This is a genomic window from Brevundimonas sp., assembly GCF_050729455.1.
Lineage (GTDB): Bacteria > Pseudomonadota > Alphaproteobacteria > Caulobacterales > Caulobacteraceae > Brevundimonas.
Genome location: NZ_JBOHLI010000004.1, coordinates 83,867 through 110,174, shown reverse-complemented (window position 1 = coordinate 110,174; position 26,308 = coordinate 83,867). Strand labels below are relative to the sequence as shown.

Annotated in this window: 21 protein-coding genes; 4 read left to right on the top strand and 17 right to left on the bottom strand. The window is 68.0% G+C overall.

Annotation, left to right across the window (positions count from 1 at the left end):
- Positions 1-259: 259 nt before the first annotated feature.
- On the bottom strand, positions 260-796 hold the full coding sequence (locus ACREEF_RS02450; RefSeq protein ID WP_431564023.1) for a gamma carbonic anhydrase family protein: 537 nt from the start codon (positions 794-796) through the stop codon (positions 260-262).
- A gap of 299 nt (positions 797-1,095) precedes the next feature.
- Here ACREEF_RS02450 and ACREEF_RS02445 point away from each other — a divergent pair, with 299 nt between their 5' ends.
- The gene (locus tag ACREEF_RS02445) at positions 1,096-1,872 is read left to right on the top strand and encodes a PhoH family protein (protein ID WP_431564026.1); all 777 of its coding nucleotides are present in this window, start codon (positions 1,096-1,098) and stop codon (positions 1,870-1,872) included.
- A 59-nt stretch (positions 1,873-1,931) separates the two neighbouring features.
- Here the strand turns inward: ACREEF_RS02445 and ACREEF_RS02440 are convergent, their stop codons facing one another.
- The 7 genes from ACREEF_RS02440 to ACREEF_RS02410 all read right to left on the bottom strand — a co-directional run bounded on the left by ACREEF_RS02440 (position 1,932) and on the right by ACREEF_RS02410 (position 12,075).
- Positions 1,932-3,161: a cation:proton antiporter gene (locus tag ACREEF_RS02440; RefSeq protein WP_431564022.1), complete on the bottom strand. Its 1,230-nt coding sequence runs from the start codon at positions 3,159-3,161 to the stop codon at positions 1,932-1,934.
- A 1,121-nt stretch (positions 3,162-4,282) separates the two neighbouring features.
- Positions 4,283-5,731: an ABC transporter permease gene (locus tag ACREEF_RS02435; RefSeq protein WP_431564021.1), complete on the bottom strand. Its 1,449-nt coding sequence runs from the start codon at positions 5,729-5,731 to the stop codon at positions 4,283-4,285.
- Entirely contained in the window at positions 5,728-6,708 is a 981-nt protein-coding gene (locus ACREEF_RS02430; RefSeq protein ID WP_431564020.1) for an ABC transporter ATP-binding protein, read from the bottom strand. The genes ACREEF_RS02435 and ACREEF_RS02430 overlap by 4 nt, the downstream gene beginning before the upstream one ends.
- Before the next feature lie 102 nt (positions 6,709-6,810).
- Positions 6,811-7,404, bottom strand: coding sequence for a M23 family metallopeptidase (locus tag ACREEF_RS02425; RefSeq protein ID WP_431564019.1), 594 nt, complete (start codon positions 7,402-7,404; stop codon positions 6,811-6,813).
- Positions 7,405-7,678: 274 nt separating this feature from the next.
- A complete protein-coding gene (locus ACREEF_RS02420; protein ID WP_431564018.1) occupies positions 7,679-9,481 on the bottom strand; it encodes an autotransporter domain-containing protein in 1,803 nt (600 codons plus the stop codon).
- A gap of 98 nt (positions 9,482-9,579) precedes the next feature.
- Positions 9,580-11,469, bottom strand: coding sequence for a phosphoglycerate dehydrogenase (gene serA, locus ACREEF_RS02415; RefSeq protein WP_431564017.1), 1,890 nt, complete (start codon positions 11,467-11,469; stop codon positions 9,580-9,582).
- A gap of 84 nt (positions 11,470-11,553) precedes the next feature.
- Complete coding sequence (locus ACREEF_RS02410; RefSeq protein ID WP_431564016.1) at positions 11,554-12,075, bottom strand: hypothetical protein; 522 nt, start codon at positions 12,073-12,075, stop codon at positions 11,554-11,556.
- Positions 12,076-12,262: 187 nt separating this feature from the next.
- On the opposite strand from ACREEF_RS02410, the gene ACREEF_RS02405 reads away from it, so the two are divergent.
- The gene (locus ACREEF_RS02405) at positions 12,263-13,198 is read left to right on the top strand and encodes an Hsp33 family molecular chaperone (RefSeq protein WP_431564015.1); all 936 of its coding nucleotides are present in this window, start codon (positions 12,263-12,265) and stop codon (positions 13,196-13,198) included.
- Here the strand turns inward: ACREEF_RS02405 and ACREEF_RS02400 are convergent.
- The 7 genes from ACREEF_RS02400 to ACREEF_RS02370 form a co-directional block, all read right to left on the bottom strand.
- Positions 13,195-13,914 carry a CPBP family intramembrane glutamic endopeptidase, BDIM_20840 family gene (locus tag ACREEF_RS02400; protein WP_431564014.1) on the bottom strand — a complete coding sequence of 240 codons (720 nt, stop codon included), beginning with the start codon at positions 13,912-13,914 and terminating at the stop codon, positions 13,195-13,197. The two genes, ACREEF_RS02405 and ACREEF_RS02400, sit on opposite strands and share 4 nt — an antisense overlap.
- A gap of 100 nt (positions 13,915-14,014) precedes the next feature.
- Positions 14,015-14,704 (bottom strand): phosphate regulon transcriptional regulator PhoB, encoded by a 690-nt coding sequence (gene phoB, locus ACREEF_RS02395; protein WP_114817985.1) that lies wholly within the window; start codon positions 14,702-14,704, stop codon positions 14,015-14,017.
- A gap of 40 nt (positions 14,705-14,744) precedes the next feature.
- On the bottom strand, positions 14,745-15,494 hold the full coding sequence (gene phoU, locus ACREEF_RS02390; RefSeq protein WP_431564013.1) for a phosphate signaling complex protein PhoU: 750 nt from the start codon (positions 15,492-15,494) through the stop codon (positions 14,745-14,747).
- Between the two features lie 10 nt (positions 15,495-15,504).
- Positions 15,505-16,377 carry a phosphate ABC transporter ATP-binding protein PstB gene (gene pstB, locus ACREEF_RS02385; RefSeq protein WP_431564012.1) on the bottom strand — a complete coding sequence of 291 codons (873 nt, stop codon included), beginning with the start codon at positions 16,375-16,377 and terminating at the stop codon, positions 15,505-15,507.
- A gap of 5 nt (positions 16,378-16,382) precedes the next feature.
- On the bottom strand, positions 16,383-17,693 hold the full coding sequence (gene pstA, locus ACREEF_RS02380; RefSeq protein ID WP_431564011.1) for a phosphate ABC transporter permease PstA: 1,311 nt from the start codon (positions 17,691-17,693) through the stop codon (positions 16,383-16,385).
- Positions 17,686-19,116, bottom strand: coding sequence for a phosphate ABC transporter permease subunit PstC (gene pstC, locus ACREEF_RS02375; protein ID WP_431564010.1), 1,431 nt, complete (start codon positions 19,114-19,116; stop codon positions 17,686-17,688). Before pstC ends, pstA begins: the two co-directional genes overlap by 8 nt.
- A 123-nt stretch (positions 19,117-19,239) precedes the next feature.
- Positions 19,240-20,736, bottom strand: coding sequence for a sensor histidine kinase (locus tag ACREEF_RS02370; RefSeq protein ID WP_431564009.1), 1,497 nt, complete (start codon positions 20,734-20,736; stop codon positions 19,240-19,242).
- 146 nt (positions 20,737-20,882) lie between these two features.
- On the opposite strand from ACREEF_RS02370, the gene ACREEF_RS02365 reads away from it, so the two are divergent.
- Complete coding sequence (locus ACREEF_RS02365; protein WP_431564008.1) at positions 20,883-23,171, top strand: response regulator; 2,289 nt, start codon at positions 20,883-20,885, stop codon at positions 23,169-23,171.
- Positions 23,172-23,181: 10 nt separating this feature from the next.
- On the opposite strand, the gene ACREEF_RS02360 is transcribed toward ACREEF_RS02365, so the two are convergent.
- Both ACREEF_RS02360 and aceA read right to left on the bottom strand, forming a co-directional pair.
- On the bottom strand, positions 23,182-23,391 hold the full coding sequence (locus ACREEF_RS02360) for a hypothetical protein (protein ID WP_114817991.1): 210 nt from the start codon (positions 23,389-23,391) through the stop codon (positions 23,182-23,184).
- A 16-nt stretch (positions 23,392-23,407) separates the two neighbouring features.
- Positions 23,408-24,685 (bottom strand): isocitrate lyase, encoded by a 1,278-nt coding sequence (aceA, locus tag ACREEF_RS02355; protein ID WP_207822746.1) that lies wholly within the window; start codon positions 24,683-24,685, stop codon positions 23,408-23,410.
- 155 nt (positions 24,686-24,840) lie between these two features.
- Between aceA and ACREEF_RS02350 the strand changes: the two genes are divergently transcribed.
- Positions 24,841-26,271, top strand: coding sequence for a helix-turn-helix domain-containing protein (locus tag ACREEF_RS02350; RefSeq protein WP_431564007.1), 1,431 nt, complete (start codon positions 24,841-24,843; stop codon positions 26,269-26,271).
- Positions 26,272-26,308 lie beyond the last annotated feature (37 nt).

The window sequence follows — 26,308 nt, the reverse complement described above, 5'->3', positions numbered from 1 at the left end:
GAGGGGGCGGCTGGCATCCGCCGCCGCCGCACCCCGTCGCGGCCGAGGCCACGTCGGCGACCGCCATCAGGCCGATGAAGCCCGCCGCGCCGGCCAGCAATTTCTTGATCCCCACCCGCATGGGCCCGGACTCCTGCATTGATCGTATCGACGTCAGTGCAAGTCGCAGGCCGGTTCCAGCCGCCGAATCCGGCGGAAACCACGTGCTTTTCAGGACATCCGGCGCAGACGACGACGTCGCCTGTGCCATCCTGAAGCATCAGGGCCGGATGTGGGGCGCCAGATCGCGCTGGTAGCGTTTCCAATTCTGGACATAGTGCTGGGCCGATATCCGCAGGGCCTCGACCTGCCCCTCGTCCAGTTCCCGCACCACCTTGCCCGGCTGGCCCACGACCAGGGAGTTGTCGGGGATGACCTTGCCCTCGGTGATCAAAGCGTTGGCGCCGATCAGGCAGTTCTTCCCGATCTTCGCCCCGTTCAGGATCACCGCCCCGATCCCGACCAGGCTGTTGTCGCCGATGGTGCAGCCATGCAGCATGGCCTTGTGGCCCACCGTCACCCCCTCGCCGATCGTCAACGGCGAGCCGACGTCCGTATGCAGGATGCTGCCGTCCTGGATATTGCTGTCACGACCGATCACAATGGGATCATTGTCGCCTCGCAAAACCGTGTTGAACCAGATGCTGGCGCCGGGATGCAGAATCACATTCCCTAGGACCGTTGCACTCGGCGCGATCCAGTATTCGCCCTCCGGCGGAAGCTGCGGCTTGCTGTCGCCAAGACTGTAAACACTCATCCGAACACCGCCTATGTTTCAGAAAATGAAGGCTTTAAGCCTTCATAAACTACGCTAGCATCATCCTGTTGATGCGATTCGAGGTCGCCATATCGGCCCCGGATCCGAAGCCGGATCAAGCCCGGTCCGGTCAGATACTGGAGAATGCGCGTGGCGTGTTCGCGACCAGTTCCGGGACGACGCCTCTGCTGCGGCGACGACCCCGCGACCGATCCGACCGGCCGCCGCATGAATCCGGCCCCCTCCTCCCCCACCGTCGTACGAGGCGAGTCCCTGTCGGGCTCGCCTTTTTTCATGCCCTGGAGGCGTTCATGACGAAGCGTTCGGCCATCAAGCATCAAGTCCGTGAAGGCGTGCTGGATTCGCAGCAGTTCCTGCAGGACGCCAAGGTCCGGCGATTGCCGCCGCGCAACGGCTGGTCGCCCTACCCTTCGAACGACGAACGCGACCAGGGCTACCTCAAGACGCTGAAGCCCAAGTCGGACGGTCAGGCCGAACTCATGGCCGCCGTCGACCACGCCAACCTGGTCCTGGCCCTGGGCCCGGCCGGCACCGGCAAGACCTATCTGGCCGTGGCCAAGGCGGTCGAGGCGCTGGAGGCGGGCAAGGTCGGCCGCATCGTCCTGTCGCGCCCCGCCGTCGAGGCCGGGGAATCCATCGGCTTTCTGCCCGGCGATATGGAGGACAAGCTGGCCCCCTATCTGCGCCCCCTCTACGACGCCCTGTCGGACCGTCTCAGCATGAAGCGGGTCAAGGCCCTGATGGCCGAGGGGCTGATCGAGATCGCCCCCATCGGCTATATGCGCGGCCGCACGCTGAACAATGCCTTCATCGTGGTGGATGAGGCGCAGAACTGCACCTACGTCCAGTTGAAGATGCTGCTGACCCGGCTGGGCTGGCACTCGACCATGGTGGTGACCGGCGACCCGCAGCAGTCGGACCTGCTGCCCGGCGTGTCGGGCCTGTCGGACATCGCCGAGCGACTGGAGGCGGTGCCGGAGATCGCCGTGGTCCGCCTGGCCGAACGCGACATCGTGCGCCACCCCCTGGTCGCGAGCATGATCGGCGTCCTGTAAGCCCCCCTGTCAGGACGCGGATGCGGAGGCCCGGCGAACGATCGTCGGGCCTCTTTTCGTTACATGACGTCGGCCAGGGTCGCCTTGGGCTCTTCCTTCCTGGGCGGCGCGGGGGTCCGCCCGCCGAGCCGGTCGATCAGGGCGAAGACGAAGGGATTCAACGAAATCGACAGCAGGGCCGCCGCCAGGACCAGGTCGTGGGTCTCGCGGCTCATCGCGCCCAGGGACACCGAGATGGCGGCCAGAATGAAGGAGAACTCGCCGATCTGGGCCAGGGCGGCCGCAATGGTCAGGCTGGTCGCCCGGTCCAGCTTGAAGGCCGTGGTGATGGCCAGCGCCGCCAGCGACTTGCCGACGATGACGATGCCCAGAACGCCCAGCACAGCCAGAGGCTCACGCACCAGAATGGTCGGATCGAACAGCATCCCGACCGAGACGAAGAACAGCACCGCGAAGGCGTCGCGCAGCGGCAGGGACCGTTCGGCCGCATTATGCCCAAGCGGCGAGCTGTTCAGCACCAGCCCGGCCAGGAAGGCGCCCAGAGCGAAGGAATGGAACAGGTAGTAGGCCACCCAGGCGATCCCCAGCGCAATGGCCAGCACCCCTAGGGTGAACAACTCCCGCGACTTGGTGTGGGCGATCCGAACCAGCACCCAGGGCAGGACCTTGGCGCCGACCACCAGCATGACGCTGACGAAGCCAGCGACCTTGATCAGGGTCCAGCCGATGGACCTGGCCAGTTCGGCGCCGCTCAGGGTTTCGCCCGGCTGGATGATGAGCAGAGGCATCATGACCAGGGCGATGACGATCACCAGATCCTCGACGATCAGCCAGCCCATGGCGATGCGCCCGGCGTCGCTCTTCAGCTGCTTGCGCTCCTCCAACGCCCGCAGCAGCACCACGGTCGAGGCCACCGACAGGGCGAAACCCATCAGCGTCGCTTCCAGGTCGCCCAACCCCATCAACCGACCGAGGCCCCAGCCCAGCGCCGTCGCCGCCCCAATCTGAACCAGGGCGCCGGGGATCGCGACCTTGCGCACCTTCATCAGGTCCGCCGCCGAGAAATGCAGCCCGACCCCGAACATCAGCAGGATGACGCCGATCTCCGCCAGCTGCGGCGCCAACTCCGTGTCGGCGACAAAGCCGCCCGTGTAGGGGCCGACCACGATCCCCGCCACCAGATAGCCGACCAGGGGCGACAGCTTCAGCCGATTGGCCAACATGCCGAACACAAAGGCGAGGACGAAGCCTCCGACCAGGGTGATGATCAGGCTGTCGGCATGGGGCATCGGCGCTCCTGTGGCAGGCGAAGGGATTCCTTGGGGTTGGAAACCTCAATTTGGGGGCGCAAGGCCGCCACGGCAAGGCTTACCCCTTGATTTTGCCGGGATGAAACCGATTCGACCTCATCAAACCTGCGTGCGCGACGACGGGTCGCGGAAGCTGGGACGCTGCGCCAATCCCTTCTCCCCTTGCGGGAGAAGGTGACCGAGCGGAGCGAGGTCGGATGAGGGGGTGCTGAACAGAAGGTCTGGGCTCCCCTCTTCCGGTGTTGCGAGACCCCTCATCCGTCTGCCTTCGGCAGCCACCTTCTCCCGCAAGGGGAGAAGGGCATCTTGGGTGCGCTATCGCCCTTTGGGCTGCTTGAGCGCGGGCGCCCGCCTCGCGAAATCGCGGGCGGTGGAGGGCTGGGCGGGGCGCCGGGGCTTCGCCCGGAGACAGATGTGTTTTACCGTTTCGACGAAGGCCGACGCCCCGCGCGAAGAGTTGGACATGAGCTCGGGGCAGGCGCCGTTCTTTGCGGCTACCCCCGGCGCCCATGACGGGCAGGCTGCACCGGCGTGCAGTCCTGGAACGGTCCGCGTAACCCCCGCGACCCTGACCGAGACCTCTATGGCGGACGGGTCGAACGCCCCGTCTCTAGGCCCCATCGGCGTCTGTCTTTCTTGTGGTCTAGCGCGCGTTCGCGCTGCTTGAGACCACGACACGCCCCGTCCTGAGACGTGACGTGGAGAACCGCTCGCCCGATCCGTCGCCGCCTTCCGCTGGGTGCTCCCTTGCCCGGCGCGCGCGATGGAGGACCAACAGCTCGACAAGACCCCCGTTCTCTCCGCTCCCGCCGCCGCTTCGGTTCGCCGGCCGAGCGAGCCCTCCCTTGCGACGGGACGAGGGAAGGATGGGGCAGGTTGCGGGTGGGGCGAGCGTATGGGGGCGAGCGAGGCGCGATCCCTTGCGATTACAAGGATTGGGACGCGTTGATGTGAAGGCTCAGCCCCTTTCACCGCTCGTCCCGGCGAAGGCCGGGACCCAGATCATAGGACGGGACGGTCGGTTTTGAAGGCGGGGTCGCGCCTTACAATCTGGATCCCGGCCTTCGCCGGGATGAGCGGCTGGAGGGAGTGAAAACCTCTCAGCTTTCCCCGCGCACCGCGCCGAGGAAGCTCTTCCAGTTCAGCTTCACGTCCGACAGGGCGCCGGCGCGGAAGGCCCGGCCAGCAACCCAGACCATCAGGGCGGCGAACAGGAACATTCCTATCAGGGCGCCGACGATCTCGATCAGCGGCGGACCGCTGGGCGCCCGGGCGGCCATGACGAAGGGGGTGAAGGGCGGGATCAGGCTCATGACCTTGACCACCGTCGCGTCCGGGGTGCGGATCGCCATCTGCATGACCAGCAGGGGGACGAACAGCACCATCATGATCGGGCCCATCAGGGTCTGGGCGTCGCGCGGCGTCTCGCAGAAGGCGCCGATGGCGGCGAACAGCACCGCGTACATCAGATAGCCCCCCACCATGAACAGCAGGAAGTAGATCAGCAGGCCGTTGCTCATCAGCACCGAACCGATGTCGCGCGCCATGTCCGGCGCGGCGGCGACCAGTCCGATCCCGCCCAGGCCGCCCCAGGCGACCAGCACCGTCACGGTCAGCAGGGCCACGCCCAGAACCTTGCCGGTCAGAATCTCGGTCGCCGACGCCGAGGACAGCAGGACCTCCAGGATCTTGTTCGACTTCTCCTCCATGACGCTGTTCAGCAGGATGGAGGCGCCGGTGATGATCAGCGACCACAGGATGAAGCCGACCGCCAGCCCGACCACGGTCGGCAGCTTGTCGCGGAAGGAAACCTCGCCGCCCGACGCCGCCTTGGGCGAGAAGACCGAAAGGTCAGGACGGAAGCGGTCCGTCTGGGCCACCACGGCCGGGTCGATGCCGCTGGCGGCGAAGACCTGATGGCGGTTGGCCTCCTTCAGCGCGTCGCGGACGGCGTCCTCGACCGCGTCGTCGGTGGCGCGCGCGGTCCAGACGCGGGCGCCGGGCTGGCCGTCCACCTCGGTCAGGAAGACGACGGCGCTCAGCTTCTGGCCGCCCTCGGGGACGTCCTCGCCGACATAGCGGCGGGCCAGGGCGTCGCGGGCCTCGCCCGGGGGGGCGGCGGCGATCTCGGCGGGAGGCGCGACCAGGGTCAGGCTGCGCTTCGGCGTCTCGAAGGCGGCGCCGGCGCGCGGCGCCTCGCGCTTCAACGCCGCGACTCCGGCCTCGAAACCTTCAGCCTCGGCGACCTTCCGCACTCGATTCCCGCCGGCCACGCCCGCCTCAGGGATGGCGGCCATGCGCAGGGCGCTGATGTCGCGGCGCGCCTGTTCGCTGTCCAGCGCCTGACGCACGGCCGTGGCCAGACCGGAGCCGGTCGGGGCCTCGTCGATTAGGGCCACCTGCCGCGTCGGCTCGGCGTTTTTCATCATCAGGGGAATGGCCCCGCCCAGCACCCCGAACAGCGGGAAGGCCAGCAGCGACAGCCAGAAGCCGACCGTCTTGGCGTAGGCCATGAACTCGCGGCGCGCGATCAGAAGGGTGCGGTTCATCGGACGGCCTCCGCCTTGACGACGTCTCGAGCGGCGTCTCTGGCGACGCTCTGATCCTCATCGGGATGATCGCCGGTCAGGGCGATGAAGGCGTCGTGCAGGGTCGGCTCCTTGATCTGGAAGCGACGCACGTCCAGCCCGGTCAGGAAGGCGGACTTCAGCGCCTCCTGCCCGCCGGCGCCCTGCGCCAGTCCGGCGCGGAGCGTGCGCACGCCGTCGCTGTCAGTCAGGACTTCGACACCGGAAACGCCCGGCAGAGCCGAAACGGCGGCGTGGTCCAGCGCCCCCTCCAATTCCAGGAAGCGCGGCGAGGTCGCCCTCGCCTCATCCACCGTGCCCTCGAACGCCTTGTTGCCGCGCGCCAGCAGCACCACCTTGTCGCACAGCCGCTCGGCGTGCTGCATGACGTGGGTCGAGAACAGGACGGTCGCGCCGTCGGCGGCCAGGGCCCGGATCATGGCCTCCAGCCCCTGCTGGTTCATCGGGTCGAGGCCGGAAAACGGCTCGTCCAGGATCACGAACTCGGGCCGGTGCACGACCGAGGCGATCAGCTGGACCTTCTGGGCCATCCCCTTGGACAGTTCCTTCATCTTCTTCTTCTGGGCGTCGCCGAGGCCCATCTGCTCCAGCATCTCGCGGGCGCGCTTGCGGCCCTCGGACGCAGGCAGGCCCTTCAGCCCGCCGAAGAAGGCGATGGCGTCGACCGGGGTCATCTTCTTGTAGAGGCCGCGTTCTTCGGGAAGGAAGCCGATGCGGTCGCGCACCTTGCGCCCGTCGTCGGCGCCGAGGATCTCGATCCGGCCGGAGGTGGCGGGCTGCAGCCCCAGGATCATGCGCAGGGTCGAGGTCTTGCCCGCGCCGTTGGGGCCGAGGAAGCCGCAGATCGTGCCCTTCTCAACCTGGAAGCTCAGGTCGGAAACGGCCTGAAAGCCGCCGTATCTCTTGCTGATCCCGTCCAGCGTCAGCGCCGCAGCCATGCCGTTTCCCCCGTGCAACCGTCAGGGGCGAAGCCTAACGGCGCGACGGGGGTAATGGAAAGGGTATTTTACATTACGGATTGGTCATGATCCGCAAGGCGGCTACTTCGGCGCGCTGACCTTCACGTCGAAGGCCCGACCGACGATCTTGGTCGGGTTCACCTGGCCGCCGTTGCGGCGCACCTCGAAATGCAGGTGCGGGCCGGTCGAATAGCCGGTCGAGCCGACCAGGCCGATCTGCTCACCCGAGGCGACCGTCTGCCCCGTACGCACGTCGATGCGGCTGAGGTGGCCATAGACGCTGCTCAGACCGTTCGGGTGTTTGACCTCGATGAAATTGCCGTAGCCGCCCGCCTGGAAGCCCGCGCGGACCACCCGCCCCTCGGCAGTCGTGAAGACGCTGGTGCCCGTGGGCGCGGCGATATCGACGCCCTTGTGGGCGCGGGCCCTGGCCTCGATGGCCAGCTTGCGCAGGCCAAAGGCCGAGTTGATGCGATAGCCCTTCACCGGGGTCTCGAAGGCGACCTTGCGGGTGACGGGGCCGGCGGGCTTGGCCACGGCCTTGACCGGCGGGGCGGCAGGGACGGACAGAACTTCAGCCTTGTCGGACGGCGGGCTGGCGGCGCCCAGGGGAGCGCCGGCCATGGCCAGGACTGCGGTGACGGCGACGACGCCGGTTTGGCCGAAACGGATCACGAACGGCCTCACGGCCGGGGGAAAAATACGCATACTATACAAAGGCTCCGGTCTCGCTCGATGAGCGGGAGGGGGCCGTCGTGTTCACGCGGAATAGGCAGCGCGGGTGGCGAGATAGTCAGTCGCCGACGGCCGTGTGTGACCGTCTTTTGCCATCACACCGGGACGCGAATGGGGCGCACGAGGGGCGACAAGGCGTCGCACCGTGGAACCCGGAACGAAAGAGGCCGCGCGACGTGCGCCGCGCGGCCCCTCCCCTGTTTTGCCGGACGCCCTACAGCGGCAGGGTCAACTGCACCCCACCCATGTGGCTGTCGGCCTGGTCGCCGAAGCGGCCCTTGTAGCCGATCGAGACCTTGAGACGGTCCATCACCGTGCCCTCGATGCCCGCCGCCGCCAGGAACTGGCCGCCCCAGGGCTGCTCGACCTCGCGCGCCAGGATTTTCGCGGGATTGCCCGATATGCCGGTGCGCACCGCGTCGCTGTCGTCGCTGAGCGAGTCGCGATAGCCGCCCTCGGCGTAGAAGTGGAAGCGGTCGATTCCGCCCTCGGCGCGCAGGGCGATCTCGGCCGTCGTGCCCTGAACCGAGCGGTCCTGATAGGCGTACTGGGCCGCCGGTCCCTGCTCGGTGAAGCCGTCCACGTCGCTGTTGATCCAGGCCAGGGCGGCGCGCGGCGACAGGGCGATCCCGCCCATGTCGAACCACATCCCGCCCTGCAGACGCGCGCCGGTCGAGACGCCCCGAGTCGAGCCGGTGTGAACCACCGGAGCCAACGAGGTCAGGCGGCTGATGTCGTTGAAGTCGTCCTGGGCCACGCCGGCCGCCGCATTGACGAACATATCGCCCGAACGCCAGCCGCCGTAGAGGTCGAGGCCGAACGTATCCAGTTCGACGTTCACGGCGCCCGCGTCCACGTCGGCGTTGCGATAGCTGCCGGCCAGACCGACCTTCATCGTCCCATTGCCCGACTCCAGCGCGATCCGCACGCCGTAGCCGTCCGAGGTCGCCTCGCCGATGGCGCCGCGCGCATCGGTCTTGGTCCGGTCCGCCAGGGCCGCCACCGAGATCGCGGTCCCCGCTGTCCAGGCCTCGCGGCCCGACAGGCTGGCGGTCGATCCGTCCAGCGCATCCTCGCGGTGCCGCCAGGCCGTCTCGCCCAGCACGGCGCTCTGCGTCCCCAGGTCGCCATAGTAGAGGTAGTCGTTGGCCAGGCGCGCCATGACCGCATGGCCCTTGGCGGTGGGGTGGACGCCATCCCAGTAGAAATAGTCGTTCGGATTGGCGCAAACCGTGGCGCCGTTGAAGCAGGGCTGGGTGACGTTGGTCACGCCGAAGGCGCTGGGATTGGCGGCGATGACGTCGCCGATCTTGAACAGGTCCATCATGATGATGTTCGAACCCGGCCGCGCCGCCGCCGTGGTGTTCAACCCGGTCAGGAGGGCGCCGTTGAAAGTGGTCACGGCGTAGTCGGCCAGGGGCGCGGCCGTCGTGTTCCGGAACTGCGGCGTCAGGCTGAGCTTGGGCAGGTTGGTGACCAGGATGGTCCCCGCCCCCGCCTGGGCCACGCCGTTGACGATGAAGTTGATGTCGGTCGCGGCGCCCAGCGCGACGGGCGCGATGCTGGCCGTCGGATTGGGCGAGGCGCCCGCCGCCGGCAGGCCCTGGAAGATGTTGTTGGCCCCGCCCAGGACGCTGACCAGATCATTGGCTCCGAACACGCCGCCGCGCGACTGATACTGGGCCAGTTGCAACCGCATCCCCATCGGCGAGGCCTGGCTGTCGGTGCGCGCGCCGCCGAAGGCGTAGTTGATGCTGCCCGTCACCGGCCCCATGAAGTTGGAGGCGTTGAAACCCAGCCGCTCGACGAAGACCGGCCCGTTGGAGAATCGCCCCTGGAAATAGGGCGGCGAGGCCGGGGTCGTCCCGCCCGTCGCCAGAAAGACGTTGCCGTTGTCCGACAGGCTGTCGCCGAACACGACCAGCCGGTTGTAGCTCTGGGCGCTGGCGGCGTTCGCCGTCGAGACAGCCGCCAAGGTCAGCGCGGCCAGGGCCGCTCCGTGAAGAAGACGAGACATCGGTGTTCCTCCCTCGACCGTCAGTGCGCGGTCGTTGTTCGGCAGTCTGCGCCGCTTTTCAGTCAGCGCAAGATGCCCCTAGGGAAGCTGAACAACGTTCAGTGAAGTATACGGAACCGAACTGTGCCCGGAAGGTCACGCAGGACCTTCAGCACCTCGGGATCATAGTCGCGGTCCACGTCGGTGATGACGTAGCCGGTGCGCTCGTCCGTCTTCAGATGCTGGCCCAGGATGTTGAGGCCCGCCGCCGACAAGGCGCGGTTCAGCTCGGCCAGAACGCCCGGCTGGTTGCGGTGGATGTGCAGCAGACGGTGGGCGCGCGACACCTCGGCCAGCTGCACGTTCGGCAGATTGACGCAGAAGGTGGTGTCGCCCCGGTTCATGTAGCCCAGCAGGCGCTCGGCCGCGAACTCGGCGATGGCTTCCTGCGCCTCCTCGGTCGAGCCCCCGATGTGCGGCGACAGGATGACGTTCTTCAGGCCCTGCAGGGGGCTGGCGAAGGGATCGGCGTTGGTGCGCGGCTCCTCGGGGAAGACGTCCACCGCCGCGCCGGCGACTCGGCCCGACTTCACCGCCGCGGCCAGGGCGTCGACATCGACGACGTGACCGCGCGACAGGTTCAGGAACAGGACGCCCGGCTTCATCCTGGCGAACTGGGCCGCGCCGATGATGGCCGTGTTCTCCTTGCGGCCGTCGACGTGCAGGCTGACCACGTCGGCTTCGGCCAGCAGGGCGTCCAGCGAGCGCATCCGCCAGGCGTTGCCCAGGGCCAGACGCTCGGACAGGTCGTGGAAGATGACCCGCATCCCCAGCCCCTCGGCCAGGACCGACAACTGCGAACCGATAGCGCCGTAGCCGACGATGCCCAGGGTCTTGCCGCGCAGCTCGCGCGAGCCGGTGGCGGACTTGTTCCATTCCCCCCGGTGCATGGCCGCCGACTTGTCGGCCACGTCGCGCATCAGGACGATGGTCAGGCCGATGGCCAGTTCCACAACCGACCGGGTGTTGGAATAGGGGGCGTTGAAAACGGCCACGCCGTGCGCCGCCGCCGCCTCAAGGTCGATCTGGTTGGTGCCGATGCAGAAGGCGGCGATGGCCAGCAGGCGGTCGGCGTGCTCCAGCACGCGGGCGCTGACATTGGTCTTGGAGCGGATGCCCAGGACGTGCACGCCCTTGATCGCCTCGATCAGGTCGTCCTCGTCCAGCGCGCCCTTCATCGTCTCGACGGTGTAGCCCGCCTCCTCCAGCCGCTCGACGGCGGCGGGGTGGATGTTTTCGAGCAGCAGCATCCGGATGCGATTGCGCGGATAGGACCAGCGCCCGGCCACGCCCTCGGCGAACAGGACTTCGTCCAGAGAGGCGGCGGTCGCATCGGCGATGTCGATGACTTTCTGACGGCTGACGACTTCGGTGAAGGCGTAGAAGCGGTCGGCGGCGCCCTCCAGCTTGACCTCGGCGTCGGTCCAGCCGTCGCCGACCATGACCACGGGTCCGTCGAGTTTCAGCGCCTTGATGACCTCGGGCTTGCCGTTGTCTCGCGACAGGGGGTTGGCGTCGTCCACGCCCGCGACCCGGCCCTCGGCGTCATAGATCAGGTCGTTGCACAGCAGGTGATCGGCGGCGATCCCCAGCCGCGCGGCCAGGGGGGCGATGATCTCGCGGAACCCGCCCGACAGGATATAGACCCGCTCGGCGTGGCGTTCGAAGAAGTCCACGTTGCGCCGCACCGAGGCGCTGGCTTCGTCCAGGATCCGGTCGCTCAGGGCCTCGACGTGGGCGCGGGTCAGGGACAGCAGGTCCAGACGACGGCGCAGGGCCGTGCCGAAATCCACCTGCCCCGACATGGCCTGATCGGTCAGAGCGGCGATCTCGGCCTTCTTGGCCGCCGCATCGGGGGCGTCGGACAGGGCGATCTCGGCGAGCGCTTCAAGCGTCTCGATACGCACCAGGGTGGAGTCGAAGTCGAAGATGAAGACAGGCGAAGTCATGCCCCGCACCTAGCCCACCTTCGCACTTGCAGCAACGAAAAGGGACGCCGAAGCGCCCCTTTCCGCATGATTTTTCCAAAAGCGTCACAGTTTGCCGAAGCCGCGCGATCCCTCGCCCTTGCGACGGCTTTCCAGGGCCGCCGCGCCGATGGCGGCCGCGATGGTCGCCACGGCCAGCAAGGCTCCGCCCTCCCTGGCGTGGTCGCGGGCGAAGTCGCCGGCGTCCTCGACATAGCGCCGCGCCTGTTTGGCGTAGCGTTTCATCGGCTTGCGGGATTTCTTGCCCGAATGGTGCAGCCAGTGTTCGGCCTTGGCCCGCGCCTCATGGCCGAAATGGCCCGCGCGTTCGCTGGCGTAGTCGCCCAGACCGGCGGCCCGGTGGGTCAGGCCGTCGGCGCCGTGGCGCACGCCGCGCGCAATGTCATCGAAGCGATGACGCAGGGCCTCGGCGTCGAACCAGCCGCGCGGATGGGCCCGTTCGCGCGGGCCGGAGCGCTGATTCAGCAGCAGGGCGGCGATTCCCACGCCCGCCAGCACGGCGACCACGCCGGCGGCGAGGCTGGGGTGTTTGCGGACTTCGCCCAAGGCATTGAACTGTCGAACCATCGGCAACCTCTTCTCGTCAGAACTACTGTCGTCAGGGACAGGAGCGAACCGCGCCGCAAGAGGTTCCGCCACAAACGGCCAAGCTGCAAGCGGATGACGCGCCTTCCCGCCGCCTCTTACCAAGCGGGGATCGCCTCCCTATGTTGCGCCGCTTCCGAACAGTTTCGCCTTTTCCAGGATCTCAGCCGTGACCGATCACGCGCCCGCCGCACAGCCCATCGCCGCCCCGACCGACGACCTCGCCGCCGCCTTCCAGATCGAAGGCTGGCCGGTGCGCGGCCGCCTGGTGCGGCTGGGCGAGGCAGTGGACAAGATTCTGTCGGCCCACGACTATCCCGAGCCGGTCGCCGCCCTGCTGGGCGAGGCCTGCGTCCTGGCCGCCATCGTCGGCTCGGCGCTGAAGTTCGAGGGGCGTCTGATCGTCCAGGCCCAGGGCGACGGCCCGGTGCGCTATGTCGTGGCCGACTACGACACGGCCGGCACGCTGCGCGGCTTCTGCCGCTTTGACCCTGAAGAGGTCGCCAAGGCGTCGGAAGGCTTCGTCCGGCCCGGCGCGCAGACCCTGCTGGGCCAGGGCGTCTTCATCATGACCATCGACCGGGGCGAGGACTTCGAGCGCACCCAGGGCATCACCCCGATCGAGGGCGAGAGCCTGTCGCTGTGCGCCGAGCACTACTTCACCCAATCGGAGCAGGTGCCGACCAAGGTGCGTCTGGCCGTGGGTCAGGTGACGACCGACGTCGGCACGTCGTGGCGTGCGGGCGGGGCCATGATCCAGGTCATCGCCGGCGACGCAGCTCGCGGTTCGACCGAGGAGGTGTGGGAACGCACCCGCGCCCTGTTCGCCACCCTGGGCGACGACGAACTGATCGACCCGACCATCAGCGCCGAAACCCTGCTGTATCGCCTGTTCCACGAGGACGGCGTGCGGCTGGAAGGCGCCAAGGCCCTGGCCGCCGTCTGCCGCTGCTCGAAGGAGCGGATCGTCGCCGTCATGCAGTCCTTCCCGCTGGAAGACCGCGCCGAGATGATCGAGGACGACGGCAAGATCCGCGCGACCTGCGAATACTGCTCGACCGTCTATGAAATCGACCCGAGCGAGATCGAACAGCCGGCCGCCTAGACCAGCATGAAGATCGCGTTGCCGTAGTTGTGCAGGAGGATCGGCAGCAGCAGGCTGCCGGTCTTCTCGCGCAGCCAGACGAGCAGCAGGGCCGCGCCCCCCGTCGTCGCCATCAGCAGCGGCTCGAAGGTGAAACCGCCGTCGGAATAGCCAAGGGCATGGGTCAGGCCGAACGCCAGCGACGACAGCACCGCGCCCCAGCCCATCGACGCGCCCAGAATTCGCACTGGCTTGCCGAAGGCCTCGTTCAGCATCAATAGCAGCACGCCGCGATAGAACAGCTCCTCGTCCAGCCCCGGCATGGTCAGCTGGAAGGCCAGACTGTCGAGATCGAAGCCCTGTCCCGGGAAATAGACCGCCAGCCCCAGGAACAGGACGCCCAGCAAGCCGGACAGGACCAGGGCGCCCGTCAGTCCCCGTGGATCCTGCTTCAAGGTCAGGCCCGCTCGCCGCCAGCCGACGACCGGCAAACTGGCTATGGCCAGGGACAGGAGGACGGCCATCGCCTTCCCCTCCCAGTTCCAGTCGGAGGCGCCGAACGACAGGGGGATATGACCATAGCCCCGCGTCAGCACTGCGTCATAGACCGCCATCAGCAGCAGGGCGGCGATCAGCCACCCCCACCGCACGCCCCCCCTCATCAACCCAGCCGCCAGCAGACCGCCCAGGGCGACGGCGCCGACCCAACCCAGCATTGCAATGATCGCGTCAGGCATCTCGCCCTCCCCATGACCTGTCGTCATGAGGCCGAGCGTAGCCCCAGCGGATGCAGATGACCGAATTTAAACGCGCGCCGACGGCGGCCGGCGACGCCCCCTAGCTGTTGAGGTCCAGCGAGTAGCCGGCCGAACGCACGGTGCGGATCGGGTTGACCGTGCCCTCGACGTTCAGGGCCTTGCGTAGGCGGCCGACGTGGACGTCGACGGTGCGGGCCTCGACATAGACATCGGAACCCCAGACGGCGTCCAGCAGCTGTTCGCGGCTGAAGACCCGGCCCGGGTGCTTCATCAGGTGGTCCAGCAGGCGGAACTCGGTCGGGCCCAGGTGGACCTCCTTGCCCGCGCGGCGGACGCGGTGGGCGACGCGGTCGATGACGATGTCGGCGTGGTTGATGCGGTCGTCGGCCAGACCCGGACGGATACGGCGCAGCACGGCGCGGATGCGGGCCGTCAGTTCCGTCATCGAGAAGGGCTTGGTCATGTAGTCGTCGGCGCCGGTGTCCAGGCCGCGCACGCGGTCTGATTCCTCGCCGCGCGCCGTCAGCATGATGATCGGCAGATTGCGGGTCTCGGCCCGGCCGCGCAGACGGCGGCAGACCTCGATGCCCGACAGCTTGGGCAGCATCCAGTCCAGCAGCACCAGGTCCGGCAGGCGCTCGTCGACCTGAAGCAGACCCTCCTCCCCGTCGGCGGCCACGGTGACGTCATAGCCTTCCTTCTCCAGATTGTACTGGAGCAGGGTGGCCAGGGCGTCCTCGTCTTCCATCACCAGAATATAGGGTTGCACGTCAGGCTCTCCGGTCGGTCGATGTCGTCAGCAGGAAGGGTCAGTCGTCCGTCAGATCGGACGCCGGGGTCGCGATGTGCGGCGTGGGCGAAGGCTCCTCGCCGGGGCCGGGCACGGCCTTGGGCCGCTCGCCCAGCATTTCCTCGCCGGTGATCTCATAGTGGACGGTCTCGGCGATGTTGGTCGCGTGGTCGCCGATCCGCTCCAGGTTCTTGGCCATGAACAGCAGATGGGTGCAGGCCGTGATCGTGCGCGGGTCGCCCATCATGTAGGTCAGCAGCTCGCGGAACAGGGCGTTGTAGTGCTCGTCCACCTCGTCGTCGGTGCTCCACACCGACAGGGCGCGCTCGATCTCCGAGGCCGTATAGGCGTCCAGCACGTCGCGCAGGCGGGTCGAGACCAGGCGGCCCATCCGTTCGATCGAGCGGGTCAGGGGCTGCATCGGCTCGCCCTCGGCCAGGATCAGCGCCCGCTTGGCGATGTTCTTGGCCAGATCGCCGGTGCGTTCCAGATCCGAGGCCAGCTTCATGGCCCCCAGGGTGCGGCGCAGGTCCGAGGCCACCGGCTGACGCAGGGCGATCAGGCGGATGGACTTCTTCTCGATGTCGCGGTGCAGGGCGTCGAGGCGGTTGTCGCGTTCGACCACCGCCTTCGCCAGGGCCACGTCGCGGCGGGCGACGGATTCGATGGCGTCCGCGACCTGCGCCTCGGCCAGACCGCCCATGCGGACGACCTCGGCCGTCAGCTGGTTCAGTTCGTCGCCGTAAGCCTTGACCGTATGCTGGTTCATGCTCGCGCCCTTAGCCGAAGCGGCCGGTGATGTAGTCGAGCGTGCGACGCTCGCGCGGGTTGGTGAAGATCTCTTCGGTGTCGCCGGTCTCGACCAGCTTGCCCATGTGGAAGAAGGCCGTGCGCTGCGACACGCGGGCCGCCTGGGCCATCGAGTGGGTGACGATGACGATGCAGTAACGCTCGCGCAGCTCGTCGATCAGCTCCTCGATCTTGGCCGTGGCGATCGGGTCCAGCGCCGAGCAGGGCTCGTCCATCAGGATGACTTCCGGCTCGACCGCGATGGCGCGGGCGATGACCAGACGCTGCTGCTGGCCGCCCGACAGGCCGGTGCCCGGCGAGTGCAGACGGTCGGCGACCTCGTCCCACAGACCGGCGCGCTTCAGGGCCTTCTGGACGATGTCGTCCAGCTCGCCCTTGGACGAGGCCAGGCCGTGAATCTTGGGCCCATAGGCGACGTTCTCGTAGATCGTCTTGGGGAAGGGGTTGGGCTTCTGGAACACCATCCCGACCTGGGCGCGCAGCAGCACGGGGTCGATCTTGCGGTCGTTGATGTCGCCGCCGTCCATGACGATCTCGCCGGTGACACGGCAGCCGGGAATGGTGTCGTTCATGCGGTTCATGGTCCGCAGGAAGGTCGACTTGCCGCAGCCCGACGGGCCGATCAGGGCCGTGACGGTCTTGTCCGGGATGTCCAGCGAGACGCCGAACAGGGCCTGCTTCTCGCCATAGAAGACGCTGACGTCGCGCGCGGCGATCTTGATCGGGCCGAGCGGCGCCGAGGCGTGGGCGCCGACGATGGGGGCGGTAGACAGGGTCGAGGGCTCGGAACCGCCGGAACCGCTGGCTTGGCCGTCGGGGGCGCGGAAAATGTTGAACTTCATAGGATTTACCACCGGCGTTCGAACCGCCGACGCAGCAGGATCGCGGCGGCGTTCATGACGATCATGAAGGCGAGGAGCACAAGGATGGCGGCGGCGGTCCGCTCGTGGAACGCGCGCTCCGACGCGTTCTCCCAGATGTAGATCAGCGAAGGCAGGGCGCCGACCGGCTCGTCGATGGCGTGCGGCACGCCGGGGACGAAGCTGATCATGCCGATCAGCAGCAGGGGCGCCGTTTCACCGAGGGCGTGGGCCATGGCGATGATCGAGCCCGTCATGACGCCCGGCATGGCCAGGGGCAGGACGTGGCCGAACACCGTCTGGGTGCGGCTGGCGCCCATGGCCAGGGCCGCCTCGCGGATCGAGGGCGGCACGGCCTTCAGCGACGAACGCGTGGCGATGATCACCGTCGGCAGGGCCATCAGGGCCAGGACCAGACCGCCGACCAGCGGACTGGCGCGCGGCAGGTGCAGGAAGTTGATGAACAGGGCCAGACCCAGCAGGCCGTAGACGATCGACGGCACGGCGGCGAGGTTGTTGATATTGACCTCGATGATCGCCGTGATGCGGTTACGCGGCGAGTATTCCTCAAGCCAGACGGCGGCGCCGACGCCGACCGGAATGGCGATCAGAGCCGTAACCAGCAGCATCAGGGCCGAACCGACCACGGCGCCCAGCAGGCCCGCCAGTTCGGGCTGGGTCGAGTCGCCCTTGGTGAACAGGGTGGTGTTGAAGTGGGCCCGGACCGCGCCCGAGGCCTTCATCCGGTCCAGCCAGGCCATCTGTTCATTGCTGATGCGGCGCTGGTCCTCGGGCACAGCCCTGGAGATTTCGCCCTTCAGATAGAGGTCGGCGTTGTCGGCCAGAGGCGCAGAGACCGGCACGGTCTGGCCCAGCAGGCCGGGCTGACGCGCGATCATGCCCGCCGCCTGGAACTTCAGCTCCGACGAGAACAGGGCCTTCATGGCGGCGGCCTTGGAGCCTTGCGCGTCGTCCTGAATGCCGAGGCGACGCAGTTGCTGCTCGGCGACAATCTGCTCGAAATTGGCGCCCTGCGGATAGGATCGGTCGATCCGCGCCGGGTCCATGTAGACCGGCAGGGTGACGCTGTGGGCGTAGAAGGCGGTGCGGCCCTGCATGATGATGCTGCCCAGCAGGATCACCAGGAAGACCAGGGCGAAGCCGATGGCCGCGCGGCCATACCACTTGAAGCGGGTCTCGCGGGCGTAGCGGCCGCGCAGACGCGCCTGCAGACGCTGGGTGCGTGGGCTGACGCCGGTCACGGTCTGCCCCACCGGGTTTTGGGCGGCGTCAGTCATACTGTTCCCGATAGGCTTGCACGATGCGCATGGCGACGATGTTGAGCAGCAGGGTGACCACGAACAGGGTCAGGCCCAGGCCGAAGGCGGCCAGGGTTTTCGGGCTATTGAACTCCTGGTCGCCGGTCAGCAGGGTGACGATCTGCACCGTGACAGTCGTGACCGTGTCCAGCGGGTTCAGGGTCAGCTTGGCGGCCAGGCCGGCGGCCATGGTCACGATCATGGTCTCGCCGATGGCGCGCGAGATGGCCAGCAGGAAGGCCCCGGCGATGCCCGGCAGGGCGGCGGGCAGCAGCACCTTCTTGACCGTCTCGGACTTGGTGGCGCCCATGGCGTAGGAGCCGTCGCGCAGGGACTGCGGCACGGCGTTCATGATGTCGTCGGACAGGGAGCTGACGAAGGGGATCAGCATGATCCCCATGACGGCGCCGGCCACCAGGGCCATCTGGTTCTGCACCAGCAGCAGGTATTGCCCCACGCCGTCCAGCGGTCCGCCGGCCAGCCAGCCGCCGATGGTGTTGAAGAAGACGCGGAAGGCCGGCCCCACGGTCAGTGCGGCGAAGAAGCCGTAGACCACGGTCGGAACCCCGGCCAGGACCTCGAGCATCGGCTTGACCACGGCGCGGGTGCGGCGCCCGGCGTATTCCGACAGATAGATGGCCGAGAACAGGCCGATCGGTCCCGCCACCATCATGGCGATCAACATGATCAGGAAGGTGCCGGCGAACAGGGGCACGGCCCCGAAGGTGCCCGACGAGCCGATCTGGTCGGCGCGGATCGCCATCTGCGGGCTCCACTTGGTCCCGAACAGGAACTCGGTGACCGGCACCGTGGCGAAGAAGCGAAGGCTGTCCCATACCAGGGAGAAGATGATGCCCACGGTCGTCAGCACAGCCACCGCCGAACAGGCGAACAGGACTACGCTGATCCAGCTCTCCACCCGATTGCGGGCGCGCAGGTCGGGACGGATGCGAACGAAGACGAAGACCCCGCCCAGGATGGCCGCGATCAGGGCCGCGACGCCGCCGCCCCAGCTCAGGGCGGAGGAGATGCGGTGGGCGCGACGGCCCTCGGCCGGCAGTTCCTCGGCATAGGGAGCGGGCCAGATCTGCTGGGCTTCAAGACCGTCGCCGATGCGCCGAGCATCCGAGAAGAAGGCTTCGCGACGGAAGGGCTCCAGCTGGGTGACGCTGTCCGGCGCGCCGGCCGCCAGCATCTGACGCTCCAGCGGGGCGGAGAAGATCGAGGCGGCGATCAGCACGACCAGGGCCGGCACGCCGACCCAGATCAGGGCGTAGAGGCCATGTTGGCCCGGACGCGAGTGGGCTCTGACGCCCAGGCTGCGACGCGCAGCCAACCTGCGCCCGCCCAGGTAGGCGAGCACCGAGAAGGCGGTCAGCAGTAACAGGAAAATCCAGATCATCCGGGTCCGTGCACGCGTGAATCATTAACGTGCCGGGTCCGGCGCGTTTCGGCCGGGAAACTGCCTGCGATTGGCGAGCGGAATAAGACGGGCGCGTGACAGTTCTGTTACGGCGCCCATCCTTCATGTCGCAGGGCCGACCACAGACTCGACTTCCCGCGCGGGCGCCAGGGGGAAGCAGGCGGCGAAGATCGCGCCCTGGCCCAGGGCGCTGTCCACCGTCAGGCCGCCGCGGTGGCGGATGATGATGTGGCGCACGATGGCCAGACCCAGACCTGTGCCCTGGCGTTCGCCGCTCTTCTGGCCCTCGACGCGATAGAATCGCTCGGTCAGGCGCGGCAGGTGCTCGCGCGCCATGCCCGGTCCGTGGTCGCGCACGGTGACGACGGCGTATTTCTGGCCCGCCTCGCGGTCCGGGGTGGCCAGCGAGAGACGCGTGCCCTCGGGCATCCGCGCCGCCATGGCCTCGTCCAGGGTGCGGTCGCGGTCGATCGACAGTTCGACGACGCCGCCGCTGGCGGAGTATTTCAGGGCGTTGTCGACCAGGTTCTGGATCACCTGAACGATCTCGTCACGGTCGCCAGAGACGGTGGCGCCGCCCCTTCCCAGTTCAGATTGGCCCAGTTCAGATTGGCCTCGTTCAGATTGGCCCCGTTCAGATTGGCCCCGTTCAGATTGGCCCAGGTCCACCCGGATGGTCACGCCGCGTTCGCGCGCGATCACGCTGACGGCGTCGACCACGTCCGAGGCCGCTCGCGACAGGTCGACCCGGCCCTGGGGCGCGATGTGTTCGTTCAGCTCGATTCGGCTGAGCGACAGCAGGTCGGCCACCAGACGCCCCATCCGGTCGGCCTGGATCGCCATGATGTCGAGGAAGCGGTCCCGCGCCTTGGGATCGTCCTTGGCGTGGCCCTTCAGCGTCTCGATGAAGCCGGACAGCGAGGCCAGGGGCGTGCGCAGTTCGTGACTGGCGTTGGCCAGGAAGTCGACCCGCATCATCTCCATGCGGCGCACGTCGGTCTCGTCGCGCAGGCCGATCAGGGCCATCGCCCCCTCCCCCCAGGCGTGGTCGCGCGCGGGCAGCGGCCGGACGAAGGCGCGCCAATGCCGCTCCTGGGCGCCGCCGCCGACATAGTCGACCGTGCTGCTGACGCCGCCGAACAGGGCCTCGTCCACCGCTTCCAGGACCTTGGGCTCGCGGATCACCGACACCAGAAGGCCGCCGCCGACGCCGTTCAGACGAAACAGGTCGCGCGCCGCGGCGTTGGCCAGGGCGATGCGCCGCCCGGCGATGTCGTCGGCCTCGCCGCCGCTGACGATCAGGATGGGATCGTCCAGAGCCTCGAACACGTCGCCCAGCAGTGCGGCGTCGGGCGCCAGATCGACCACCCCCGCCGACTCCAGCTCCGCCTCGTCCAGCGTGACCGGCGGGGCGCGGTTCACCAGCCAGGTCGCGACAGCCACCGCCACGGCTCCCGCCGCCAGCCATCCGGCCAGTTCAGGCTTCACCACCGCCAGCGCCGCCATCACCAGAATGGCCACGCCGCCGCTGGCGCCCGCGGTCCACAGCCGTGACGAAGCGGTCGGCGCGACGGGCGAAGGCGGCTGCTCATAAGGCATAGGGATCGACGTTATCTCATTCTTTAGCGAACGGGCGATAGGCTGTCGCAACAGTTGGAGCGAGGGCGGTCACCCTCGTTGTGCATAGCGTAGTTTCTTCACCGATTTGCGGCAGTCTTTGTCAACGGCGCGGAGGGGCTTCTCACGTGAACACCATACTGAATTGCCTGATTCAGCAGCATGATTGGCGGATACTGCCGTTCGCCCTGCTTGTTTCTGTCTTCAGTCTGCTGATCGCCCTATGCCTGTTTGATCGCGCGCGCGGCGTCGCGCGGCGATCGCGCCGCGCCTATCTGATCGCCGCGCCCCTGGTGGCGGGTCTCGGCGTCTGGGCCACCCATTTCATCGCCATGCAGGCTTATGACATCGGCGCGCCCGCTCGTTATAGCGCGATGGAAACGGCCGCCTCCCTGGCCATCGTCGTCGTCGCCTTTTTCGTCGCCATGAATCTGGCCCTGGCGGAGAGCGGAAAGCGCTGGCGACTGCTGACGGCGTTGACGTGCGGGGCCGGGGTGGCGGCGATGCATTTCGTCGGCATGGCCGCGCTGCGCCTGTCCGGCGCGACCCTGACGTGGAACGCGCCCCTGGTCGCAGCCGCCGTCGGCGGCGGACTGCTGCTGGTCGGCGCGAGCGCCCTGACGCCGCCGCTTTCGGGGCTCAAGCGAATCGGCGTCACCATCCTTCTGGCCGCCTTCGGCATCTGCTGGCTGCATTTCGTCGCCATGAGCGCCGTGGTCATCACGCCCACGCCCGGCGTCCTGCTGCCCCTCGCCGCGGCGCCCGAATCGACCCTGAACCTGTGGATCGGCATCAGCGTGGTTCTTCTGGCGGTTATCGCCGCCTTCCTGACCGGCATGGTCTGGTGGTCGCGGCACAGCGCCCTGGGTCAGATTCGCGAGGCTATCGAGGCCATGCCCGACGGCCTGGGCTTCTATGATGCGGACGACCGGCTGGCGATCTGGAACCGCCGCTACGCCGAGATCAATCCCGAGGTCGCCGACACGCTGAAGGTCGGCGTCAGCTTCCAGGACATCCTTCTGACCGGGATCAAGAACGGCCTCTATCCCGCCGCCAGGGGCCGTGAACAGGCCTGGGTGGCCGAACGCATGGCCAATCGCCGTCGCCCGCAAGGGGCGATGGAGCAGGAGGTCGGGGGCCGCTGGCTGCGGGTTCAGGATCGCAAGACCGCCGAGGGCGGCACCGTCACCGTCTGCTCCGACATCTCCGACCTGAAACGCGACGCCCAAGCCCTGGCCGAGGCGCGCGACGCCGCCGACGCCGCCAACCGCGCCAAGAGCCAGTTCCTGGCCAATATGAGCCACGAAATCCGCACCCCGCTGAACGGCGTCATCGGCGTGGCCCAGGCCTTGGCGCGCACCGATCTGGACGAGCACCAGCGCGAAATGCTGGACCTGATCCATTCCTCCAGCCGCACCCTCCAGACCCTGCTCAGCGACATCCTGGACCTGGCCCGCGTCGAATCCGGCCGGCTGGAACTCAGCGACGAGCCTTTCGACCTGGCCCGTACGGTCGAGGAAGCGGCCCAGCTCTACGCCGCCGCCGCGCGCGACAAGGGCCTGCAGTTCTTCGTCGAGGTCGCGCCCGAGGCGCGCATCTGGGTGCACGGCGACACGGTGTGGCTGAAGCAGATTCTGACCAATCTGGTCTCCAACGCCGTCAAATTCACCGCTTCGGGCTTCGTCAGCCTGACGGTCGACGCCGGCCCTCAGGGCCTACGCTTCGTGGTTCAGGACACCGGCATCGGCTTCGACGCCGAGACGCGAGACCGGCTGTTCAGCCGCTTTGAACAGGCGGACGGCGACATCACCCGTCGTTTCGGCGGTTCGGGCCTGGGTCTGGCCATCAGCCAGGAACTGGCCGCCATGATGGGCGGCGGACTGGGCTGTGAGAGCGAGCCCGGCGGCGGCGCCGCCTTCATCCTGACCCTGCCCCTGCGCGTCGCCGAAGCGCCCGCCGCCCCAACGCTGACGATGGTTCCCACCGCCCAAGCCGCGCCGAGCGAGGCCACGCGCCGCCTGCGCATCCTGGTCGCCGACGACCACCCCACCAACCGGCGCGTGGTCGAGCTGATCCTGGACCAAGAAGCCGTCGATCTGGTCTCGGTCGAGGACGGAGCCCAGGCGGTCGAGGCCTGTCGCGCCGCCGCCTTCGACCTGGTGCTGATGGACATGCAGATGCCGGTCATGGACGGGCTGACCGCCACCCGCGAAATCCGCCTGCACGAAGTGGCCATGGGCGCGCCGCGCACCCCAGTCGTCATGCTGACCGCCAACGCCCTGCCCGAACACATCGCAGCGGGGCTTGAGGCCGGCGCCGACCGTCATCTGGCCAAGCCGTTCAGCGTCGAGGCCCTGCTGGCCCTGGTGCAGGACCTGACCTCGGACGCGCCTCAGGCCGCTGTTCAGGCGGCCTGAGGGTTTCTTCCTATTCGTAGCCGTGAGCGGCTTCGTTGATGACCTGCGACGGCATCGTCGAGAAGTCGATGCTGACCGGCTTCACCGCCTTGGCCTGAAACGTCTTGATGACGTGGTCCAGCCGTTTGCGGACCTCCTTCGTCGCCTCGGCGTCCGGGTCGAGACCCAGCGGCGCCAGGCAGAATTCGATGATCGCGTGGGGTCGGTTCAGAGGTTCCATTGGAGTCTTTCCCTATCTAAGCGGCGTGGAACTGGGCGGTTTCGGTCGAGTCCTTCAGGGCCGTGGTCGAGGACTGGCCGTTCGAGATGACCGTGGCGACCTGATCGAAGTAGCCGGTGCCGACTTCGCGCTGGTGACGGGTGGCGGTGTAGCCCGCCGCCTCGTTGGAGAACTCGCGCTGCTGCAGCTCGGAATAGGCCGCCATGCCGCGATCGCGGTAGCCGTCGGCCAGCTCGAACATCGAGTTGTTCAGGCTGTGGAAGCCGGCCAGGGTCACGAACTGGAACTTGTAGCCCATGGCCCCCAGCTCGCGCTGGAACTTGGCGATGGTGGCGTCGTCCAGCTTGGCCTTCCAGTTGAAGGAGGGCGAGCAGTTGTAGGCCATCAGCTTGCCCGGATGCTTCTTCTGGATCGCCTCGGCGAACTTCTTGGCGTCGTCCAGATCGGGGTGCGAGGTCTCCCACCACAGCAGGTCGGCGATGTTGGCGTAGGACAGCCCGCGCGCGATGCAGTGGTCCAGGCCGGTGCCTTCCTTCAGGCGGAAGAAGCCCTCGGGCGTGCGGTTCTCGCGGTCGATGAAGGGCTGATCGCGCTCATCGATGTCCGAGGTGATCAGTTGGGCGCTCTCGGCGTCGGTGCGGGCGACCGTGATGGTCGGGGTGCCCATGACGTCGGCGGCCAGACGGGCGGCGACCAGGTTGCGCTCATGCGCCTGGGTCGGGATCAGGACCTTGCCGCCCAGGTGGCCGCACTTCTTCTCAGAGGCCAACTGGTCCTCGAAGTGGACGCCGGCGGCGCCCGCCTCGATGAAGGCCTTCATGATCTCGAAGCTGTTCAGCGGACCGCCGAAACCGGCCTCGGCGTCGGCGACGATGGGGGCGAACCACTCGCGCTTGGCGCCGCCCTCGGCGTGTTCGATCTGGTCGGCGCGCTGCAGGGTGCGGTTGATGCGGCGGCACAGTTCCGGCGCGGCGTTGGCCGGATACAGAGACTGGTCCGGGTACATGGCCCCGGCGGTGTTGGCGTCGGCGGCGACCTGCCAGCCCGACAGATAGATGGCCTTCAGACCGGCGCGGACCATCTGCATCGCCTGATTGCCGGTGACGGCGCCCAGGGCGTTGATGAAGGGCTCGTCGTGCAGCAGCTGCCACAGACGATTGGCGCCGCGCTCGGCCAGGGTGTGGGTGATCGGCACCGAGCCGCGCAGACGCAGGACGTCCTCCGGCGTATAGGGGCGCTCGATGCCGTCGAAGCGGCCGGCGGGCGAAGGAACCAGATCGGCGAAGGTCGTCATGTTCGTCTCGGTCTCGATAAGGCGCGGCCGCAGCCGCTGTCCCGAAGACCTGAACACGTCGTCGTCACGATTGACACACGCTGGACCGCATCATTCAAGTCAAACAGTCACATCATGACACTTGCTAATCAGTCATATCGTGACATCATCGCGCCATGAACGCCGCCGCCGATCGCAAACTCTTCCTCGGCGGCCGCCTCAAGCGGCTACGACGCGACCTCGGCCTGTCGCAGACGGCGATGGCCGGCGATCTGGGCGTCTCTCCCTCCTATCTGAACCATATCGAGCGCAATCAGCGCCCCGTCTCGGCCCAGCTGCTGCTGCGTCTGGCCGAGACCTATGACGTCGACCTGAGGAACCTCGGCCAGTCCGGCGGCCCGGCGTCCGAGACGGAACTGGCCGAGGCCTTCGCCGACCCTCTGTTTCAGGGCCTGGCCGTGCCGCGCCACGAGATCGTCCAGTTGGCCGAGGATCAGCCCGCCGCCGCCGACGCCATCCTGCGCCTCTACCGCGCCTTCTCCGACCGGCGCGTGCGCGACCGGGCCGAGGCCGAGGTCGCCGGCGCCGCCTCCCCCGCCGACAGCCCGTCGGAATGGGTGCGCGAATACATCCAGAGCCGCCACAACCACGTCCCCGAGCTGGACGCCCTCGGCGAGACCCTGCACGACGCCCTGAAGGCCGAAGCGTCATCGCCCGACGAGAGCTTCGAGGCCCTGGCCCGCGCGCGGCTGTTCGCGCGCCACGGCCTGACGGTCCGCACCCTGCCCGCCGAGGTCATGGTGGAATGGACCCGTCGCTTTGACCCGCACCGGGGGCGGCTGCTGCTGTCCGATACGCTGGGGCCGTCGTCGCGCGCCTTCGCCGTCGCCTGCCAACTGGCCCTGATGGAGCATGGGGCCGAGCTTCAGGCCCTGACCGAGGCGGCCAAAGCCCCAGACGCCCCGACCCGCAACCTGCTGAAGACCTCGCTGACCAACAGCCTGGCCGCCGCCATCCTCATGCCCTACGCCGCCTTCCAGCGCACGGCGGAAGAGACCGGCTACGATCTGGCCCGGCTGCAGGCCCGCTTCGGCGTCGGCTTCGAGCAGGCGGCGCACCGGCTGACGACGCTGTCGCGACCCACGGCGCGCGGCGTGCCCTTCTTCCTGATGCGGGTGGATCAGGCGGGCAATGTGTCGAAGCGCTATGCCTCGGGCGCCTTTCCCTTTTCGCGCTTCGGCGGGGCCTGCCCGCGCTGGCGGCTGCACTCGGCCTTCCGCACGCCGGGCCGCATCGTCACCCAGATCATCGAGACGCCTGATGGCGGCCGCTGGTTCACCTTGGCCCGCACCGTCGACCGTCAGGGCCAGGACGCCTTCACCGAGGGACAGGACCTGGCCATCGGCCTGGGCTGCGAACTGAAGCACGCCCACCGCCTGATCTACGCCCGCGGTCTCGACCTGCAAAAGCCCGAGGTCACGCCCATCGGCCCGGCCTGCAGACTCTGTGAACGCCACCCCTGCGCCGAACGCGCCGCCCCGCCGGTCGGGCGAGCGCTGACGGTGGACGACTGGTCGAAGTCGGTGAGCCCCTATCCCTTCGCTTAACGCGCCTCAAAATCCGCTCATCCCGGCGAAGGCCGGG